Genomic DNA, 17,269 nt, shown 5'->3' on the forward strand with positions numbered 1-17,269 from the left:
CGAGATTAGCGAGTGTCTCGTGGGCTCGGTGATGTGTATGTATAAGAGACAGGACTGCAGCGGGGGCGGGATGAGTGGGGAATCCGCGCCGTGGGGTGTGTGTTGACGGGACACGAGGCGCGGAGCATGACGCGTTCAGGGTGAAGGAGGAGACGATCCGATGGTGGTTGAAGCTGCAGGGACTGATGGTGCTGTGAAGCAGAGCGGTGGGCGACGTGTCCGTATCGACGTCTGGACTGACCTCGTCTGCCCGTGGTGCTATGTCGGTCAGGGACGGCTGGACCGGGCGATCGCAGAAGAAGGGGTCGACGTGGAGCTCGTCGTCCATTCCTTCGAGCTCGACCCCAGTTCGCCTCATGCCCACGACGACGGCACTGCGCCGGGCGGGGCGGCGCCGTCGAACATCGACCACCTGGTCAGCTCGAAGGGCATGCCGCGGGAGCAGGTCGTCGCGATGGAGGAGCGGATCGGCGGTATGGCCGCAGAGCTCGACATGCCCTACGCACAGGAGAGGCCCATGGCGAACACGCGAACACTGCATCGCGTGGTGCAGACGGTCGCCGCGACGGTCGACGAGGCAGCGGCCGCCGCGATGTTCAACCAGATCCAGGGAAGCTACTTCGCTGGGACCTTCGATCCGTTCGACACCGATGCGCTCGTGCGGAGGGCAGTCGAGTCCGGAGCGCCCGAGGACGCGGTGCGGGCCGCAGTGGCAGGCGAATCAGCTGAGGCGGACGAGGCGGTGGAAGCCGACATCGCACGCGCGCGTTCGCTGGGCGCGCAGGGCGTGCCCTTCATGGTGTTCGACAATCGTGTCGCGGCTCCCGGAGCGATGGACGTCGCGACCTACCGGCGGGCGCTTCGGCAGCTCGCAGACGGGGAGGAGGTCGCATGAGCGACGACGAGGCGACGAAGGACGAGGCGACGAAGGACGGCGGCGTGCAGCCTGACAGCGACGGCTCGCAGACTCAGGAGCCCGATGCGGCAGACGCCGTGGCCTCGGGCGAAGGTGCCGGCGTGGAGCCCGGAGGCGGCGAGCAGGCAGACGTCGACGCGGAGCAGGCGTCCGCAGGCGAGGGGATGCTGAGCCTGGACGACCTGCTGGACGGTGCACAGGGCACGAGCTGCTCGATCGACGGCACCTGCGACTGAGGCGCTCAGCGGAACGCGTCCACCACTGCCTGCTCGATCCGATCGGAGAGCTGTGAGGTGGCTCCGGTCCGTGTGCTGATCCACGACTCGACGCGCAGGTCGGAGTCGACGACCTGCGCGATCCGCACCCGTGGGTCGTCCCCTTCGCGTGCGCGAGCCACGGATAGCGGCGCGAGCGAGACGCAGAGACCTGCCGCGACGGCGTCCAGCGCAGATCGCCAGGTGCGCGTCCGATACGTGAGGGCAGGGGTGAAGCCCACTTCCCCGCACAGCGCTCGCACGGTGTCGTGGAGTCGCGGAGACGCGCTGCGGCGGAAGACGGCGAAGGGCAGTCCGGCGCAGTCGGCGAGGCGCTGCGGGGAGGATGCGGTACCCGCAGTGCTGCCCACCGGTCGGAGCGCGGCAGTGGGCTGTGTCGGGACGACGAGCGCGAAGGGCGCTGCGGTGAGACGGGTCGACGTCACGTCGGGCCCGTCGGCCGGCGCGTTCCCGCACGCGAAGTCGACGCGGCCTTCCCGCAGGGCGGTGAAGGATTCGGCGCTGGAGAGCTCCTCGACGATGACGCGAAGGTCGGGCAGCTCCTCCGCGAGGCCGGCGATCGCGTCGAGCAGGCCCTGTTCCAGGACCGTCGCAGTGGACCCGATCGTCACGACACCGGCCTGACCTGAGGCCAGCACGGCGGAGGCCGAGGCGAACCGATCAGCGCTGGTGAGGACCGCCTCGGCCTCGGGCAGCAGAGTCTCGCCCTCATGGGTGAGGGCAGTGCGCGGAGTCCGGCTGAACAGCGACACCCCCAGCTGCTTCTCCAGTCGCCTGATCTCTGCGCTGAGGCCCGGCTGCGAGATGTGGAGCAGCACCGCTGCGCGACCGAAGTGCAGGGTCTCCGCGAGCACGGTGAAGTATCGGAGGCGGCGGAGGTCGACATCTTTCATAATGGGAGGTTATCGCGTCGTCGCATTCTGCTGTTGGACGGTTATCGACGGTCTTCCTACCCTGAGGACAGCGACTCCGGCGAAGACCGGTGAGAGACGTGATCCGATCGAAGGAGATCCCCATGACCGCAGAAGCAGGCTCGCGCGCGCCGGACGCGCCCGCTTGGCCCGTTCCGGACAGCCACGGCATCGACCGCGTGGCCGACGACAAGAGCCTGCAGGCCCTCCTGCCGCTCTACCTCGACGACGACCTGCGGAGTCACCTCGCGCCCGTGCTCGCCGAACTGGGTCCGCGGCTGGGCGGAGAGATGGACGATTGGGCGCATCAGGCGGATGTGAACCCGCCCGTCCTCCACCACCGCACGCGGCAGGGGCGCGATCACCAGTGGATCGAGGTCCATCCCGCGTACCGGGAGCTGCAGAAGGTCGCATTCGAGGACCTGGGCATGCACGCGATGAGCCACACGCCGGTGCTGGGCTGGGACAAGCCCATGCCGCCGCTCGTGAAGTACATGTTCTTCTACCTCTTCGCGCAGGCTGAGTTCGGCCTCGAATGCCCCGTCTCGATGACGGATGCGCTCACTCGCACGCTGCGGAAGTTCGGCGACCAGGAGCTCATCGACCGTTATCTGCCCACCCTGACGTCGACGTCGCTCGAGACGCTGACCCAGGGGGCGATGTTCATGACGGAGCAGGACGCCGGCTCCGACGTCGGGCGTGCGACGACGATCGCGCGCGACAACGGCGACGGGTCCTGGGCGCTGACGGGCGAGAAGTGGTTCTGCTCCAACGCGGACGCGGAGGTCACGATGATCCTCGCCCGTCCGGAGGGCGCGCAGCCGGGCATCAAGGGGATCGGCCTCTTCCTGCTGCCGCAGACCCTGCCCGACGGGACGCGGAACAGCTATCGGATCGTCCGCCTCAAGGACAAGCTCGGGACCAGGTCCATGCCGTCGGGTGAGGTGAGCCTGGACGGAGCGACCGCCTACCTCGTCGGCGATGTCGGCCAGGGCTTCAAGCAGATGGCGGACATGGTGAATTCCTCCCGTCTGTCGAATGCCGTGCGGTCCGCCGGCATGATGCGCCGGGCGTTCGGGGAGTCGCGGTTCGTGTGCCTCGAGCGCGAGGCGTTCGGCACGCGTCTCATCGATCTGCCGCTGCAGCGGCGCCAGCTGGCCAAGCTGCTGGTGCCCGCCGAGCAGGGCCTCAGCATGTCCTTCCACACCGCGCGCGTGTTCGAGCGCGCCGATGCGGGAGACGACGAGGCTGCGGCGGTGCTGCGCATACTCACGCCGATCATCAAGCTGCGCACGACGCGGGAGGCCCGGAAGGTGACTGCGGACGCGATGGAGGTGCGCGGCGGCGTCGGCTACATCGAGGAGTACGGCGACGCCCGGACGTTCCGCGATGCCCAGCTGGGGTCGATCTGGGAGGGGACGTCGAACATCGTCGCCCTGGACGTGGTCCGTGCTGCGCACCGGTCGTCCGCGCTCAAGCCGCTCATGGGGTACCTGGGCGAGCTCATCGCAGAGGTCGGGGGCCGGGCTGCGCCCATGGATGCTTCGCAGGCCGCCGCGCCTGAGGCCGCGGTCCGTGACGAGGCCTTCGCACCTCTCGCTGCGGAACTGGACCGGCTCTCCGGCGAGCTGCTCCACGCTCTGGAGGCGCTGGGCGACAAAGCGAAGGAGGCACAGACTCGCCAGATCGCGACGGCCCTGTACTGCCTCTGCTCTGCAGTCTTCCTCGCCTGGGAAGGGGTCCGGATCGGTGACCGAGACGGCGACTTCAGCCGTGTGGTCCTCGCTGCAATGGTGGTCCGCCACCGCCTGCAGCCCCAGGACCCGCTGGCGGTCGTGGAGGATCCGGCGGAGCTGCTGAAGGACCTCATCCTCCAGGAGTCGGTGTCCGAGGCTCGTGCAGTGGACTACATCGGCCTGGCGCTGGGAAGGAAAGCATGACGGGCGAGAGGATCTCGAACGGTGAGGCGACCGGGGCCTCGGCGACGGGAAGTCTTGGCGGGATCACGGTCGTCGATCTGTCCCGTGTGCTGGGCGGACCGTACGCCACGCAGATCCTGGGCGACCACGGCGCGCACGTGGTGAAGATCGAGCCGCCCCAAGGCGACGAGACCCGCGCGTGGGGCCCGCCCTTCTACCGGGACGACATCGCCTGGTACTACGCGGGTGTGAACAGGAACAAGGAGGTCCGCACGCTGGACCTGCGCACCGACGCGGGGCAGGCACAGCTGCGCGTCCTGCTGGCGGACGCGGATGTGCTCGTCGAGAACTTCAAGCCCGGCACGCTCGAGAAGTGGGGTCTCGGATACGACGCTCTGAGCGTCGACTTCCCCCGCCTGGTCCACTGCTCCGTCACCGGATTCGGAGAGGACGGGCCCCTGGGCGGCATGCCGGGCTATGACGCCGTCGCGCAGGCGATGAGCGGACTTATGAGCGTGAATGGGACGCCGGAGACCGGTCCCACGCGGATCGGGATGCCGGCTGTGGACATGATCACGGGGCTCAACGCGGTCAACGGGATCATGATGGCGCTGTGGGAGCGGAGTGTCTCGGGGCGCGGCCAGCGGGTGGAGACCACGCTGTTCGACTGCGCGCTGTCCGTCATGCATCCGCACATGCCCAACCTCTTCGGCACGGGGAGGCCGGCTGCGCGGACCGGGAACGACCATCCGAACATCGCGCCGTACTCCACGTACGCGACGGGGGAGGGCGACCTCTTCATCGCGGTGGGCAACGACCGGCAGTTCGCGCGTCTGTGTGAGCGGATCGGAGTGCCGCAGGTGGTGGAGGATGCGCGGTTCGCGACGAACGCGGATCGCAGTGTCCATCGGGAGGAGCTGCGGGCTGAGCTGGAGGCTGCGATGCTCGCGTTCGAGGCAGTGGCGCTGGGGGAGGCGCTGATGGCCGACGGCGTGCCTGCGGGGCCGATCCTCGATTCTGCCCAGGCCGCCGCGCATCCGCATACGGCGCACCGCGAGATGATCATCGAGATGGACGGCGGGTACCGCGGCGTCGCCTCACCGGTGAAGCTGTCGCGAACGCCTGCGACCTACAGGATCAGCCCCGGAGGCGCCGACGCGGTGGATCAGGTGCAGACGACGGCCGATCAGCCGCTGATGAGTGACTGAGGCCACACGAACGTCGACTTGGCGACCGCTCCGCGCGGCAGTAATATGGAGCGGTCGCCTGCAGGCGGCGGCGGTCGCCCCCGGGTGGCTGCGGGGCTATAGCTCAGTTGGTAGAGCGCTTCGTTCGCAATGAAGAGGTCAGGGGTTCGAATCCCCTTAGCTCCACAGACGGTCCTGGGTCGCGACATCGTTTCCGGTGTCGCGACCCAGGACTTTTTCGTGGGTCGTTGCAGAATCGCCACACGGCACAGCTCCGCCGGTAGGCGCGGGAGCCTACCGTCATCGGTATGAGACGAATCATCGCCCCGCTTGTCCTCGGTCTCGGCCTCATTCTGGTCGGTTGTGATTCATCGTCCCAAAGGGCAGGCGACGCAGGGGCTCCGGATTACTCCGCGGGTTCAGAGGACGCGCAGCGCAGTACGGCGCAGGACTCGGACATCGAGGAACCCCGAGACTCGGAACCCCGGGACTCGGAGAGTGCCCGGCAGGTCATCTCCGCAGGTGATATGCGGGTGATCACTGACAACCCTGCCGAGGCGGCCAACGGCGTCGTCGAGCACGGCGAGTCTCGTGGCGGGTATGTGGAGAGCCGCGAGGAACGGGTCGACCATGACGGAGAAGCCGCCGTGGACATCGCACTGCGCGTCCCCGCTGACCAGTTCGATAAGCTCATGACCGACGTCGATGGGAGCGGCGAGGTCGTGCATCGGAGTCAGAGTGCAGAGGATGTGGCAGGTGCGGTGCGTGACCTCGATTCGCGGATCGGTGCACTGGAAGTGTCCACCGAGCGCCTGGAGGACATCATGGGCGAGGCAGACACCAGCGCTGATCTGCTCGAGGCTGAAGCCGCACTGAGCGAGCGGCAGGGTGAGCTGGAGGAGCTCGTCGCCCAGCGCGAAGATCTGGACGACCAGGTGTCGATGTCCACCCTCCGGGTCGAACTCCGCTCAACGGACCGCGCGGATGATTCGGGCGGCATCGCGGACTGGTTCCTCGACGTCTGGAATGCCCTGCTGAACTCGGCAGGCGGGTTGGTGATCGTACTCGCAGCACTCCTTCCGTGGGTGGTTGTGATCGGCATTCCCGCTTACCTGATCACCCGCTGGCTGATTCGCAGGAGCGGGCGCGGGAGTAGTTCTCGCAGAGTACTGGGGGCAGGGGCTGAGGACCTGCAGACTACAGGCGGAGGTGCTGTGACGGACGCGCCGGACTCATACAGAGCCGCCGCAGGTGCTGTGGACGGCGAGGAAGACTCCAGCGGTATGGGGCCGCGCAGCTGAACCGCGCGCGGTCACTTCTCATGCTGCGCGGCCCAGTGCGGGCTCTGGATGAGACCGATGAGGTTGCCGAACGGATCGCTGACGGATGCCGACCACCAGCCCTCGCCGCGTTGGATGACCGGGTCGAATGCGGTGGCGCCCAGGCCGATCAGACGATTGAACGATGCGTGGATGTCGTCGACGTGCAGATGGATGAGAGCGCCGCCGGGTGATTCCAGCGCAGGCCGGAACCGCGCGTCCATCAGCGCGAATTCGTCGTCGTCATCGCCGAAGCGCCACTCGGCGTACTGCACTGGCCCCTCTTCGGGGCGAGTGAAGTACGGCGCCGAATCGAAGATGACGGCGTACCAGTCGATCGCCGCCGCCATGTCATCGGCGACGAGGTTGAGGTTGGCCAGTCCACGGAACATGATCTCTCCTTTGAAGCGGGTTGATTCTTCTAGACTGGACGGTGAAGTGATCATCTACTGATCACTTCACCGATCCGATCGAGGGAGACCGGAATGCGTGCGGACCGTCTCATCCAGGCACTTCTTCTTCTGCAGGCACGCGCGCGGATCACTGCCGCAGAGCTCGCCGCGGAACTGGAGGTCTCCGTGCCGACAGCTCGCCGCGACCTCGCGGCGCTGGCGACGTCGGGAGTCCCGGTCTATCCCTCACGTGGCCGAGGCGGTGGTTGGCGGCTCGTCGGTGGTGCCCGCACCGACCTCACCGGTCTCACTGAGGGCGAGCTGGTCTCCCTCCTCATAGGACTTTCACAGGACGCAGGGGCAGAACCAGAGCGCGTCACCGCGGTGCGCAAGCTCGTGCGTGCCGCGCCTGCACCGTTTCGCGCATCGGCCGAGCGGGTTGCGGGAGCGACGATGCGCGATGTTGCGTGGGGCGCAGTGCGAGACCCCGCTGAAGCGCAGACCGTCGGCCATCTGCAGCGGGCGATCGCGGCCGGCCGACGCGTCTATCTGCGATACACCGGGGCACGGGCGCAGTCCTCGTCTGAGGTGGTGCCCCTCGTTGTGGGCAGCCGCGGCTCTCACTGGTACCTGTTGGGCGCACCGGTGTCGGATGACAGCGGTGCTGCCGATGCCGAGCGGCTGCGCACCTACCGTGTCGACAGGATCGAGTCACTGGAGGTGCTGCCGCTGAGGGGGAGTGCACCGGACGGTTTCGACGCTCAGCATGAGTGGCAGCGGATGGTGGAGCGCGTCGAAGATCTGCGCGGAACCGTGCGGGCCACGGTTCGAGTCCTTCCGTGGGCTGTGCGGCCACTGTGCGCCCACTTCGCGGCGCACGCGCGGATCCTCGAGGCGGACGCGGATGCTGCGGGGCGCACGCTGGTGGAGGTCAGAGCCCATCGGATCGACGCGCTCGCGGAGCAGCTGTCGGGCTGGGCGAATGTCGTGGAGGTCGAGGGGCCGCAGGAGGTACGGCGCGCGCTCCGGGACCTGGGGCGGCGTCTCGTGGCTCAGTACGACGATTGACGGATCGCCGGCCACGAATCTGTCCGGCTTCGTGCTGCGCCCGATCGCGGTGCCTTCAGTGGCTGCGTGCAGCCAGGAGAAGAGCTGGATCGCCCCGGGAGACAGTGGCCTATGCGCCGGTGACCCGCGATGATAGATGCATGAACACCTCGGAGGAGAGCTCCCCGCTCAGTGACTCGGATTCCGGCGACACCCCCATGGCGACCCAGCGCGGTCTCTTTCGGGCAGGCGATGACCCGGACCCCAGGTTCACCCTCGCCAATGAGCGGACCTTCCTGTCCTGGATCCGCACCGCACTGGCCTTCGTCGCCGGCGGCATCGCTGTGGAGGCGTTCACCCAGGATCTGTTCCCCGTCACCGTGCGCCAGGGTCTTGCCGTGATCCTCCTGCTGCTGGGCATGCTGCTGGCTGGGGGAGCAGCCGTGCGCTGGGTGCGGGTGGAGAACGCGATGCGGACCCACCGAGCTCTGCCCATCCCGCTCATCGTCCCCATCATCAGTATCGTGAGTGCTCTGGCCGCGGGCGCTCTGGCCCTCGTCATCGCACTCGCCGTCTGACCGGCCACCGTCATGAGCCACCCGCCTGAAGGCGCGTCGCACCAGGATCCCGGCCTCCAGCCGGAGCGCACGACGCTCGCCTGGATCCGCACGATGCTTGCCCTGCTCGTCACCAGCTCCCTGTTCCTCCGCTGGGCAGACGTGCACGGCCTCATCGCCGTCACCCCGTTCCTCGTCTGCCTGCTCGTCTCCCTCCTCATCCACCTCTCGCAGCGCACGCGTCACCAGCGCGCATCAAGGGGCATCCGTGACGAGCGGATCAACGCGAACCCGCGGGCGGTGGGGACACTGGCGCTGGCGTCGATCACGATCAGCGCACTCGGGCTGCTGGTCGTCCTCATCGGATAGTCGCAGCAGGAGAAGGAGAGCATCGTGCAGCAGGAGAGCAAGGAGAGCAAGGAGAGCATCGTGCAGCGGCTGAGGACCGCGGTTCACCCGCAGTGGGTCGACCTGGAGGGCGGCGACTTCGTCCAGGGTTCCGATGACTTCTACCCCGACGAGGCGCCCGTGCGCCACGCGCAGGTCGACGCCTTCGCCATCAGTGCGACCCCGGTGACGAATCTCCAGTTCGCAGCGTTCATAGAGGCCACCGGCTATGTCACCGTCGCAGAGCGCGAAGTGCCGGGCGCGCGGGACACCCCGGAGGTCCCCGATCCCCGAAACGCTCCTGCCTCCTCACATGCACCCGGATCGCTGGTCTTCACCCGGACAGAAGGGCCTGTGGACCTGAGTGACTGGCGACAGTGGTGGAGGTGGGTGCCCGGTGCCCAGTGGCGCCACCCCGCAGGAGAAGGCGAAGGCCCCTGTGCCTCGCGCATCCCTGCCCACCCCGTGGTGCAGATCGCCTATGAGGACGCGCTGGCCTATGCCAGCTGGGCCGGCGGCAGGCTCCCCGTTGAGGAGGAGCTCGAATACGCCGCGTGCGGGGGAGCGCGGCCAGCGCCCTACGCGTGGGGAGGCACTCGGGACCTCGACGGCCGGCTCATGGCGAACACTTGGCGGGGCAGCTTCCCCTACCGCAGCACCGGAGCGAACGGGTGGATCGGGAGCAGCCCCGTCGCCACCTTCCCTCCGAACGGCTACGGACTCTTCGACACGATCGGCAATGTGTGGGAATGGTCGACGACGCTCTACGACGCGGCGCAGCCAGCCATCAGCAGTCCTCAGTCGTCCGCCTGCGCGTGCAGTCCGGGCGGCTCCCCGGTGCAGGGCGGCAGCTCGACGCAGGGCCATCAAGCGTCGTCTGTCCGGCGGCGTGTCCTCAAGGGCGGCTCGCACCTCTGTGCACCGGAGTACTGCCTCCGCTACCGACCTGCCGCCCGGTCACCCCACTCCGAGGATTCAGCGACGACCCACATCGGCTTCCGCGTCGTCCGCGACGCTGGCTGAGTACTGCACCTCGCGGGTGCCGAAGAGATCCAGGTCGATCGGTGACTCGTCCTCACCCAGCTCGCGTTCGATGAGCGCGTTGAGCTTGACCAAGAGGCTGCGGATCAATTCGGCATCGTAGCGCGGATGTGCGCGGTCCCCGATGTTCTCCAGCTCAAAGGGGTCCTCCACAAGGTCGTGCACGACGACATCCGCGGTCTCGTAGAGCTCGTCGAGCGTCTGCGGGGTGGCGTACTCCAAGGGTGAGAACCAGCGCACCAGTTTGTACCGGCCATCGACGATCGTGCGGTAGAAGGTGCGCTTCGAGAAGTCCGGGGCACCGAAATTCTCGCCCACCCGCTGCAGCGCGGCCGGCCGCTCTTCCTGCGGCAGGTTGAGGATGGGGAAGAGCGCGCCCGTCGCGCTCCAGTCCGGATCCTGCTGGTGGAGGCCGTCCCACATGAGCAGCGCACCATCCCCGGGGGAGTCCTGCGACCCGCGCGGGGGAGTCGCCTCCGAGGGGGTGCGCAGCACCTCGGCAAGGTTCCTGCCGGGCAGCTGCGGGTAGCGCTGCGCTCGCTCGTCCTCTGTCACCCCCGCGAATCCCAGCACCGTCGGCGTGAGGTCCAGGTGGGAGCCGACCGCATTCGACCGCACTCCGGCCTCGCCGCCGGGAACCACAGCGGTGAGGTTCACCACGGTGGCCTCCTGGTAGTGGATGCCGCCCTTCTGGTGCATCCGGTGCGCGCCGTTCATCTCCCCGTGGTCGGAGGTGAAGATCACGACGGTGTTCTCCCAGAGGTTCTGGCGATCCAGCTCGTCGATGATCGTGGCGAACTCCTGATCGACCATCCGCATGCAGTTGATGAGGTAGTTGCGGCGCTTCTTCCACGCGTCGACGCGCTCGTCCCGCACTGTCGTGTAGTGCTGCTCGACGAACTGCTTATAGGCGCGCGGACCGTACGGCATCTGCTGCAGATCGTCGTCGAAGTTGGGCGGCAGCTCCGGGTCGAACCATGCGCGCGTGATGCCCAGGTCCTGCGAACCGTGCAGCGACTTGCCGAACACCGCATGGTCGCCGGCGCCGGGGAACTCGTCCTCTTCCGCGAGGTACATGATGTCGTGCGGATTGACCATGGAGCTGACGAGCAGCCAGGGCTGATCCGCGGGCGCCTTGTGCTGCAGCCAGTCGACGGTCTCGCGGGCGATGGCGCCGTCCTTGATCTCACCTTCCAGCGGGCCGCCCCACGGGTCGCCCCACAGCTGGTAGTCGGAGAACCCGTAGGGCTCCAGCGCATCAGAGGTGAGCGGAGTGACGTCGGAGACGTGCCACTTGCCCTTGAACGCGGTGTAGTACCCCTCCTGCCGCATCATGGTGCCCAGGGTGGGGATCGCGGTCGACATCGAATCGATCCACGGGAAGTTCGTGTTGTCCCACATGCCCACCTTCTTGGCATGCTGCCCCGTCCACATGGTCGTGCGCGATGGCGTGCAGATGGGGACGGTGCAGTAGTGGCGCTCAAGAGTGACCCCGTGCTCCTCGAGGCGGCGCAGCGTGGGCAGCTCCACCCCGTCGGGCAGATCCATGTGCATGTCCCACTGGTCGATGCACAGGACCAGGACGTTCGGGCGGCTGGGTGCGGTGGCCATCAGGTCTCCTGCTCGTTCGAGGGCTGGGGGCGGGACCACGGGTCGCGGTCCCAGGGGTTGCGTTCAGGGGGATCGGCGGCGACGGGGGTCAGCAGGCTGAAGCGGTTGTTCGGCGACAGCCAGCGGGCGGCGAGGATGAGGAAGACGATCGCGAAGGTGTTGAGGATCGTGATGATGACGAGGATCCGCGGGTCGTCGAAGGCGCTGCTCGCGACGATCATCGCAGACGCGGTGCCCCGCTGGGCAGTCCCGAGCCCGCCCACGTCCTTGAGGTGGTCCTGGCCGTCGCCCATCATGAAGCCCACGAAGAACGCGAGGACGAGGACGGCGGATCCGACCCCCAGCGCGACCCAGATGTCCGGGTCCAGGAACGAGGGTGAGTAGCCGATGAGGATCGCCGCGATGAGTGCGTAGAGCGCGAGGTTGGAGATCTTCGCGACCACCGGCTGGATCCGGGCGGTGAGGGGCTCTGCGAACTGCAGGAGCAGCATGCCGATGATCATCGGCAGGATGATCTGCACGAGCATCGGGGTGACGATCTGGACGGGGCTGACGGTCACGCCCTCGACGAGGATGGGCAGCAGCAGCGGCATCGTGAGGACCGTGCCGACCATGAGGATCATGAGGACTGTCGCACCCAGGGAGAGGTCGCGCTTCGATGTCTTCGTCAGGTGGATGAGGAACGGCGCACCCGCGGCCACACCGAAGACGATGAGGCCGGTCTCGTAGTGCGTGGCCACCGGAACCAGCTGCAGGGCGAAGATCATGAGTGTCGGGACGACGATGAGGTTGACGATCAGCATGCGGATGAGGAACCGGAAGTTCCGCAGGTGGTGGAGGATCATCGACGGCTTCTGCGTGAGTCCTACGTTGAGCATGCTGGAGATGACGAAGGTGAGGACCAGGTAGCCGGCCGCCTGCCGAACGAACTCCATCATTCTGCTCCCTCACTGGATCGCAAGTCACTGCAGGGTGATGACTGTGAGTCTAAGCAGGGTGATAACAGCGCGCCCAACTGCATGCGGTTGAGAGGGGCCGCCCGGCACGTCTCTGCAGCCGCCCGGACGGGTGGTGGCCCGCTGTGGTCGACCACATCTGGATCGAGCCCTACCGGATCCCGCTCAGCATCGCGTCCTCGGTCCGCCTGAGTTCCAGCACCACCGTCTGCGAATCCACGGCGACGTGCTGGGTCGTCGTGAAGCCGTGGTGCTGGGCGACGCTTGCCGCGTCGCGGACTTGAGCGCTGTGCATCTCCACGAGGACCGCGCCGTGCGGGGTCAGCCACTGAGGTGCTTCGCAGATGAGCGACCGGGCAGCGTCCAGCCCGTCCGTGCCGCCGAACAGCGCGGCGGACGGTTCGAAGTCCCGGGCTTCGTGGGGCAGGAAGCCCGCCTCGCCGTCGGGCACATAGGGCGGGACCGCCGCGAGGACGGACACACGCCCCGCGAGACGATCGGGCAGTCCGCGGAGGACGGATCCCGGGTGGAGGCCCGCAGTGTCGTCGAGATTCATCCGGGCGTACCGCAGGGCCGCCTCATCGAGATCCGTCACATGGACCTCGGCGGAACGGTGAGCCGCGCGGACCACCGCAGCAATGGGGGCGACCCCGGCGAACGCCTCGACGAACACCGGAGGCGAGGTCTGAGCGGCGTCCTCCCCGGCCGACTCGACGGCGGTGACTGCGACCTCGGCCAGCAGATACGTGCGCTGACGCGGCACGAAGACGCCCGGCCCAACGCTGAGCCGGAGGCCGCCGAACTCGACCCAGCCCACGAGCTGCTCCAGCGGAGCGCCTTCCGCGCGGGCCCGCGCCAGTCGCTCGAGGTCTGCTGCACTGTCCGCGGACTCGCGCAGCACCGCGGCCTCCTCCTCCGCGAAGACGCAGCCTGCGCGACGCAGCGCGGCGACGAGCTCATCAGGCTCGTCGGGAGCCGCAGTCACTGCGCTGCCGTGCTCTCTGATGCCATGGTGTCATGGTGTCATGGGGTCACCATCCGCGCTCTGCCAGCCGATGCGGTGCGGGGAGGTCGGCGACGCTGATGCCGACCATCGCCTCGCCGAGGCCCCGCGATGCCGCCGCCACGACGGCCGGGTCCGTGTACGACTCGGTCGCCCGCACGATCGCCCGTGCGCGCTCTGCAGGGTTCCCGGACTTGAAGATGCCCGAGCCCACGAACACGCCGTCCGCGCCCAGCTGCATCATCATCGCGGCGTCTGCCGGGGTCGCGACGCCGCCGGCGGTGAAGAGGGGGACCGGGAGACGGCCGGCCTCCGCGACCTCGGCGACGAGGTCGTACGGCGCCTGGAGCTCCTTCGCAGCGACATAGAGCTCGTCCTTCGCCAGCGCGCGCAGTGAGGCGATCTCCGCGGTGATGGTGCGGATGTGCTTCGTGGCCTCCGATACGTCCCCGGTCCCCGCTTCGCCCTTCGACCGGATCATCTGAGCGCCCTCCGAGATGCGGCGCAGGGCCTCGCCCAGGTTCGTCGCTCCGCACACGAACGGCACGGAGAAGTCCCGCTTGCCGATGTGGTGGACGTAGTCGGCGGGGGAGAGGACCTCCGATTCATCGATGAAGTCCACGCCCAGCTCCTGCAGCACCTGGGCCTCGACGAAGTGGCCGATCCTCGCCTTCGCCATGACCGGGACGGACACCGCGGCGATGATCCCGTCGATGAGGTCCGGGTCGCTCATGCGGGCGACACCGCCCTGCGCCCGGATGTCCGCCGGGACGCGTTCGAGCGCCATCACTGCGACCGCTCCCGCGTCCTCTGCGATCCGCGCCTGCTCTGCCGTGACGACGTCCATGATGACGCCGCCCTTCAGTCGGTCGGCGAGTCCCTTCGCCGAACCGGCTGCGGCCGCCGCCGGGCGCTGTGTTGTTGTGGTGGTCTCCGTCGTGAGCGTCATGATCGATCCCGTTCATCCAGTGCACGTCGTCGCGCGTGCGAGCATCGTTGGCCTAGGCCAATGTCTGGCCTAGGCCAAAAGATAGCATGCTGCGCCCGTAGACTCGTGAACGTGAGCACATCAGTCGGATCAGGCATCAGAGGACGCACGTCGGCGGAGATCGCTGCGAGCGTGCGCGGACTCGTCGACCGGGGCGTCTTGACGCCCGGAGACGGGCTGCCGCCTGTACGGGCGCTCGCAGACGAGCTGGGCGTCAATCGGAACACAGTCGTCTCCGCGTACGGCGTGCTGGGCCGCACCGGAGTCGTCGAATCGCTGGGACGGGCGGGCACTCGGATCACTGACCGGGCGCGCGTGCCGCAGGAAGGGTACGCCTCCACGGATTCGCTCCGCGACCTCGCGAGCGGCAATCCGGACCCGGCGCTGATCCCGGACCCCACGCGTGCGCTCCAGACCGCTGGCGGTCGTCCCATCCTCTACGGCGAGCCGGTGATCGATCCCGGGCTGGAGGCCTGGGCGCGTGCGTGGATGGAGCCGGACGCTCCCGGGAACTTCGGCCTCACGGTCACGAGCGGTGCGGTCGACGCCGTGGAGCGCCTGCTCGCCCAGGTCCTCACCCGCGATGATGCGGTGGCGCTCGAGGACCCCTGCTTCCTCGCAAGCATCCACACGGTGCGTCTGGGCGGCTACCGCGCAGTGCCCGTTCCGGTCGACGAGGAGGGGATGACGGTCGAGGGGCTCCGCGCGGCGCTCGCGCAGGGAGTGCGCGCGATCGTCTGCACGCCGCGGGCCCAGAACCCGACGGGAGCGTCGCGGTCGTTGGAGCGCGCGGAGAGCCTGAGGCGGGTCCTCGCCGACCACCCGTACGTCCTCGTGATCGAGGACGACTACTTCTCGCTGCTGTCGCAGCGGCCGTTCCACCCGATCGTGGGGCCCGAGCACCGTCGGTGGGCGCTCGTGCGGTCCCTGTCCAAGTTCATCGGCCCTGATATCGCCGTCGCGCTCGTCGCCTCCGACGCAGAGACCGCGAACCGTCTGGCGATGCGGCTGAGTCCCGGGACCACGTGGGTGAGCCACCTGCTCCAGCGCATCGCCCACGCGCTCCTGACCGACGATGCTGCACGTGCGCAGATCCAGCGCGCGGGTGCTCACTACGCGCAGCGCAATGCGGACTTCGCCGCGCACCTCGCCGAGCACGGGGTGCTCGCGCAGCCCGGCGACGGACTCAGTGCGTGGGTTCCGGTGGGTGCGCCCGCGCAGCAGGTCCAGGAAGGGCTCGCTCGGCGCGGATGGCGGGTGCGGCCCGGTGACGAGTTCCGCTTCGCGGACTCCTCGGCCGTCTCCCATCGACTGCGCATCACCGTGCATGCGCTCTCCGACGCCGAGGCCGCGGCCCTGGCCGTTGACCTCGCCTGCGCTGTGGCTGAGGCACGCGCCCGCGGGTGAAATTCCGCGCGTGAGGCAGTCGACTGGGTGAATTTCTGCTTACTATGAGGTGCACATGCAGTGAATGCCGAGCAACGGCATGATTGCCGCCGCCCTCCGCACTGAGCGCCGGGCGACGTGACGACCCTCGAACACAAGGCAGTCAGTGGAACTCCTCACCCTCACAGTCGTGCTGGTCATAGCACTCGCACTGTTCTTCGACTTCACCAATGGCTTCCATGACACCGCGAACGCGATGGCGACGCCCATCGCGACGGGTGCGCTGAAGCCCAAGACGGCGGTCGCCCTCGCCGCGATCCTCAACCTCATCGGCGCGCTCCTGTCCACCGAGGTGGCGAAGACCGTGTCCGGCGGGATCCTCCACGAGGACCGGATCAGCGGCGACATCTTCCCGTTCGTGATCTTCGCCGGACTGATCGGCGCGATCTTCTGGAACATGCTCACGTGGCTGTTGGGGCTCCCCTCCAGCTCGTCCCACGCCCTCTTCGGCGGGCTGCTGGGCGCCGCGATCGTGGGCATCGGGTTCTCCGCCGTCAACGTGGCAGGCGTCCTGTCGAAGATCATCTTGCCGGCCCTGCTGTCGCCGCTGACCGCGGCGCTCATCGCGTTCCTCTGCACCAAGATCGCCTACCGCATGACCCGTCGCTACGACGGCAAGCCCAACGGGCGGGACGGGTTCCGGCGGGGACAGATCTTCACGTCCTCCCTCGTCGCCCTGGCGCACGGGACCAACGACGCGCAGAAGACGATGGGCGTGATCACGCTCGTGCTCATCACCGCCGGCTGGCAGTCCGCTGCTCACCACGAACCGCAGCTGTGGGTCGTCCTGTCGTGTGCCATCACGATCGCGCTCGGCACCTACATGGGCGGCTGGCGGATCATCCGGACGCTCGGCAAGGGACTCACCGAAGTCCGGCCTGCGCAGGGCTTCGCGGCGGAGACGTCCACGGGGGCGACGATCCTCGTGTCGTCGGCTCTGGGCTTCGCCCTTTCGACCACCCAGGTGGCGTCCGGTTCAGTCATCGGCTCCGGTCTGGGGCGTCGGGGCTCGAAGGTGCAGTGGTCGACCGCCGGCAAGATCGTCTCCGGATGGCTCCTCACCCTTCCCGCGGCCGGCCTCGTGGGAGGCCTCGCCACGGTCGTCATCATGGTGGTCGGGCCCTGGGGCCTGCTCATCGACACCGCGGTGTTCGGCGGCGTGGTCCTGTGGCTCTACATCCGCTCGCTCGCTCACCGAGTGGACCACGCGAATGCATTCAGCGACGTCGCTGAGTCAGGACGCGCGGTCGACATCAAGGCGAAGAAGTCCGCGGGAGCCGACGCCCCCGACGATGCTCGTGAGGGGAACTGACC

Annotated in this window: 17 protein-coding genes and 1 tRNA gene; 12 read left to right on the forward strand and 6 right to left on the reverse strand. The window is 68.1% G+C overall.

Annotated features, from left to right (window positions below; genetic code table 11):
* Positions 1–160 precede the first annotated feature (160 nt).
* Positions 161–895 carry a DsbA family oxidoreductase gene (locus tag FM105_RS07935; protein WP_087007069.1) on the forward strand — a complete coding sequence of 245 codons (735 nt, stop codon included), beginning with the start codon at positions 161–163 and terminating at the stop codon, positions 893–895.
* Complete coding sequence (locus FM105_RS07940) at positions 892–1,152, forward strand: hypothetical protein (protein WP_087007071.1); 261 nt, start codon at positions 892–894, stop codon at positions 1,150–1,152. Before FM105_RS07935 ends, FM105_RS07940 begins: the two co-directional genes overlap by 4 nt.
* Positions 1,153–1,157: 5 nt before the next feature.
* Here FM105_RS07940 and FM105_RS07945 read toward each other — a convergent pair whose 3' ends face one another.
* On the reverse strand, positions 1,158–2,084 hold the full coding sequence (locus FM105_RS07945) for a LysR family transcriptional regulator (RefSeq protein ID WP_087007072.1): 927 nt from the start codon (positions 2,082–2,084) through the stop codon (positions 1,158–1,160).
* 122 nt (positions 2,085–2,206) lie between these two features.
* Here FM105_RS07945 and FM105_RS07950 point away from each other — a divergent pair, with 122 nt between their 5' ends.
* The 4 genes from FM105_RS07950 to FM105_RS07965 all read left to right on the forward strand — a co-directional run bounded on the left by FM105_RS07950 (position 2,207) and on the right by FM105_RS07965 (position 6,509).
* Entirely contained in the window at positions 2,207–4,042 is a 1,836-nt protein-coding gene (locus tag FM105_RS07950) for an acyl-CoA dehydrogenase family protein (protein WP_087007074.1), read from the forward strand.
* Positions 4,039–5,229 (forward strand): CaiB/BaiF CoA transferase family protein, encoded by a 1,191-nt coding sequence (locus tag FM105_RS07955; protein WP_087007076.1) that lies wholly within the window; start codon positions 4,039–4,041, stop codon positions 5,227–5,229. The genes FM105_RS07950 and FM105_RS07955 overlap by 4 nt, the downstream gene beginning before the upstream one ends.
* 92 nt (positions 5,230–5,321) lie before the next feature.
* Positions 5,322–5,394: transfer RNA gene (locus FM105_RS07960), tRNA-Ala, on the forward strand.
* Between the two features lie 122 nt (positions 5,395–5,516).
* The gene (locus FM105_RS07965; RefSeq protein WP_087007078.1) at positions 5,517–6,509 is read left to right on the forward strand and encodes a DUF4349 domain-containing protein; all 993 of its coding nucleotides are present in this window, start codon (positions 5,517–5,519) and stop codon (positions 6,507–6,509) included.
* 11 nt (positions 6,510–6,520) lie between these two features.
* On the opposite strand, the gene FM105_RS07970 is transcribed toward FM105_RS07965, so the two are convergent.
* Positions 6,521–6,919, reverse strand: coding sequence for a VOC family protein (locus FM105_RS07970; protein ID WP_087007080.1), 399 nt, complete (start codon positions 6,917–6,919; stop codon positions 6,521–6,523).
* A gap of 93 nt (positions 6,920–7,012) precedes the next feature.
* On the opposite strand from FM105_RS07970, the gene FM105_RS07975 reads away from it, so the two are divergent.
* The 4 genes from FM105_RS07975 to FM105_RS07990 all read left to right on the forward strand — a co-directional run bounded on the left by FM105_RS07975 (position 7,013) and on the right by FM105_RS07990 (position 9,933).
* Positions 7,013–7,987, forward strand: a complete 975-nt coding sequence (locus FM105_RS07975; protein WP_087007082.1) for a helix-turn-helix transcriptional regulator — start codon at positions 7,013–7,015, stop codon at positions 7,985–7,987.
* A gap of 197 nt (positions 7,988–8,184) precedes the next feature.
* Positions 8,185–8,544: a YidH family protein gene (locus FM105_RS07980; RefSeq protein WP_256970312.1), complete on the forward strand. Its 360-nt coding sequence runs from the start codon at positions 8,185–8,187 to the stop codon at positions 8,542–8,544.
* A 12-nt stretch (positions 8,545–8,556) separates the two neighbouring features.
* Positions 8,557–8,892: a DUF202 domain-containing protein gene (locus FM105_RS07985; RefSeq protein ID WP_087007087.1), complete on the forward strand. Its 336-nt coding sequence runs from the start codon at positions 8,557–8,559 to the stop codon at positions 8,890–8,892.
* Between the two features lie 24 nt (positions 8,893–8,916).
* The gene (locus FM105_RS07990) at positions 8,917–9,933 is read left to right on the forward strand and encodes a formylglycine-generating enzyme family protein (protein WP_306298573.1); all 1,017 of its coding nucleotides are present in this window, start codon (positions 8,917–8,919) and stop codon (positions 9,931–9,933) included.
* On the opposite strand, the gene FM105_RS07995 is transcribed toward FM105_RS07990, so the two are convergent.
* The 4 genes from FM105_RS07995 to pdxS all read right to left on the reverse strand — a co-directional run bounded on the left by FM105_RS07995 (position 9,886) and on the right by pdxS (position 14,470).
* Positions 9,886–11,562, reverse strand: a complete 1,677-nt coding sequence (locus tag FM105_RS07995; protein WP_087007089.1) for a sulfatase-like hydrolase/transferase — start codon at positions 11,560–11,562, stop codon at positions 9,886–9,888. The two genes, FM105_RS07990 and FM105_RS07995, sit on opposite strands and share 48 nt — an antisense overlap.
* Positions 11,562–12,500, reverse strand: coding sequence for a bile acid:sodium symporter family protein (locus FM105_RS08000; RefSeq protein WP_087007091.1), 939 nt, complete (start codon positions 12,498–12,500; stop codon positions 11,562–11,564). Before FM105_RS08000 ends, FM105_RS07995 begins: the two co-directional genes overlap by 1 nt.
* Positions 12,501–12,669: 169 nt before the next feature.
* Positions 12,670–13,503 carry a hypothetical protein gene (locus FM105_RS08005; RefSeq protein WP_087007092.1) on the reverse strand — a complete coding sequence of 278 codons (834 nt, stop codon included), beginning with the start codon at positions 13,501–13,503 and terminating at the stop codon, positions 12,670–12,672.
* 46 nt (positions 13,504–13,549) lie between these two features.
* Positions 13,550–14,470, reverse strand: coding sequence for a pyridoxal 5'-phosphate synthase lyase subunit PdxS (gene pdxS / locus FM105_RS08010; RefSeq protein WP_087007094.1), 921 nt, complete (start codon positions 14,468–14,470; stop codon positions 13,550–13,552).
* Positions 14,471–14,581: 111 nt separating this feature from the next.
* Here pdxS and FM105_RS08015 point away from each other — a divergent pair, with 111 nt between their 5' ends.
* On the forward strand, positions 14,582–15,916 hold the full coding sequence (locus FM105_RS08015) for an aminotransferase class I/II-fold pyridoxal phosphate-dependent enzyme (protein WP_256970300.1): 1,335 nt from the start codon (positions 14,582–14,584) through the stop codon (positions 15,914–15,916).
* 145 nt (positions 15,917–16,061) lie between these two features.
* Complete coding sequence (locus FM105_RS08020; protein ID WP_087007098.1) at positions 16,062–17,267, forward strand: inorganic phosphate transporter; 1,206 nt, start codon at positions 16,062–16,064, stop codon at positions 17,265–17,267.
* Positions 17,268–17,269: the final 2 nt, after the last annotated feature.

This window comes from Brevibacterium yomogidense, assembly GCF_900163715.1.
GTDB classification, from domain to species: Bacteria; Actinomycetota; Actinomycetes; order Actinomycetales; family Brevibacteriaceae; genus Brevibacterium; species Brevibacterium yomogidense_A.

Bases quoted from the DNA above. Each gene is read 5' to 3' on its own strand.
- FM105_RS07970 (WP_087007080.1), bottom strand. From the start codon at position 6,919: ATGTTCCGTGGACTGGCCAACCTCAACCTCGTCGCCGATGACATGGCG.
- FM105_RS07955 (WP_087007076.1), top strand. From the start codon at position 4,039: ATGACGGGCGAGAGGATCTCGAACGGTGAGGCGACCGGGGCCTCGGCG.
- pdxS (WP_087007094.1), bottom strand. From the start codon at position 14,470: ATGACGCTCACGACGGAGACCACCACAACAACACAGCGCCCGGCGGCG.
- FM105_RS07945 (WP_087007072.1), bottom strand. From the start codon at position 2,084: ATGAAAGATGTCGACCTCCGCCGCCTCCGATACTTCACCGTGCTCGCG.
- FM105_RS08000 (WP_087007091.1), bottom strand. From the start codon at position 12,500: ATGATGGAGTTCGTTCGGCAGGCGGCCGGCTACCTGGTCCTCACCTTC.
- FM105_RS07935 (WP_087007069.1), top strand. From the start codon at position 161: ATGGTGGTTGAAGCTGCAGGGACTGATGGTGCTGTGAAGCAGAGCGGT.
- FM105_RS07995 (WP_087007089.1), bottom strand. From the start codon at position 11,562: ATGGCCACCGCACCCAGCCGCCCGAACGTCCTGGTCCTGTGCATCGAC.
- FM105_RS07950 (WP_087007074.1), top strand. From the start codon at position 2,207: ATGACCGCAGAAGCAGGCTCGCGCGCGCCGGACGCGCCCGCTTGGCCC.
- FM105_RS07980 (WP_256970312.1), top strand. From the start codon at position 8,185: ATGGCGACCCAGCGCGGTCTCTTTCGGGCAGGCGATGACCCGGACCCC.
- FM105_RS07985 (WP_087007087.1), top strand. From the start codon at position 8,557: ATGAGCCACCCGCCTGAAGGCGCGTCGCACCAGGATCCCGGCCTCCAG.
- FM105_RS07975 (WP_087007082.1), top strand. From the start codon at position 7,013: ATGCGTGCGGACCGTCTCATCCAGGCACTTCTTCTTCTGCAGGCACGC.
- FM105_RS07965 (WP_087007078.1), top strand. From the start codon at position 5,517: ATGAGACGAATCATCGCCCCGCTTGTCCTCGGTCTCGGCCTCATTCTG.
- FM105_RS07940 (WP_087007071.1), top strand. From the start codon at position 892: ATGAGCGACGACGAGGCGACGAAGGACGAGGCGACGAAGGACGGCGGC.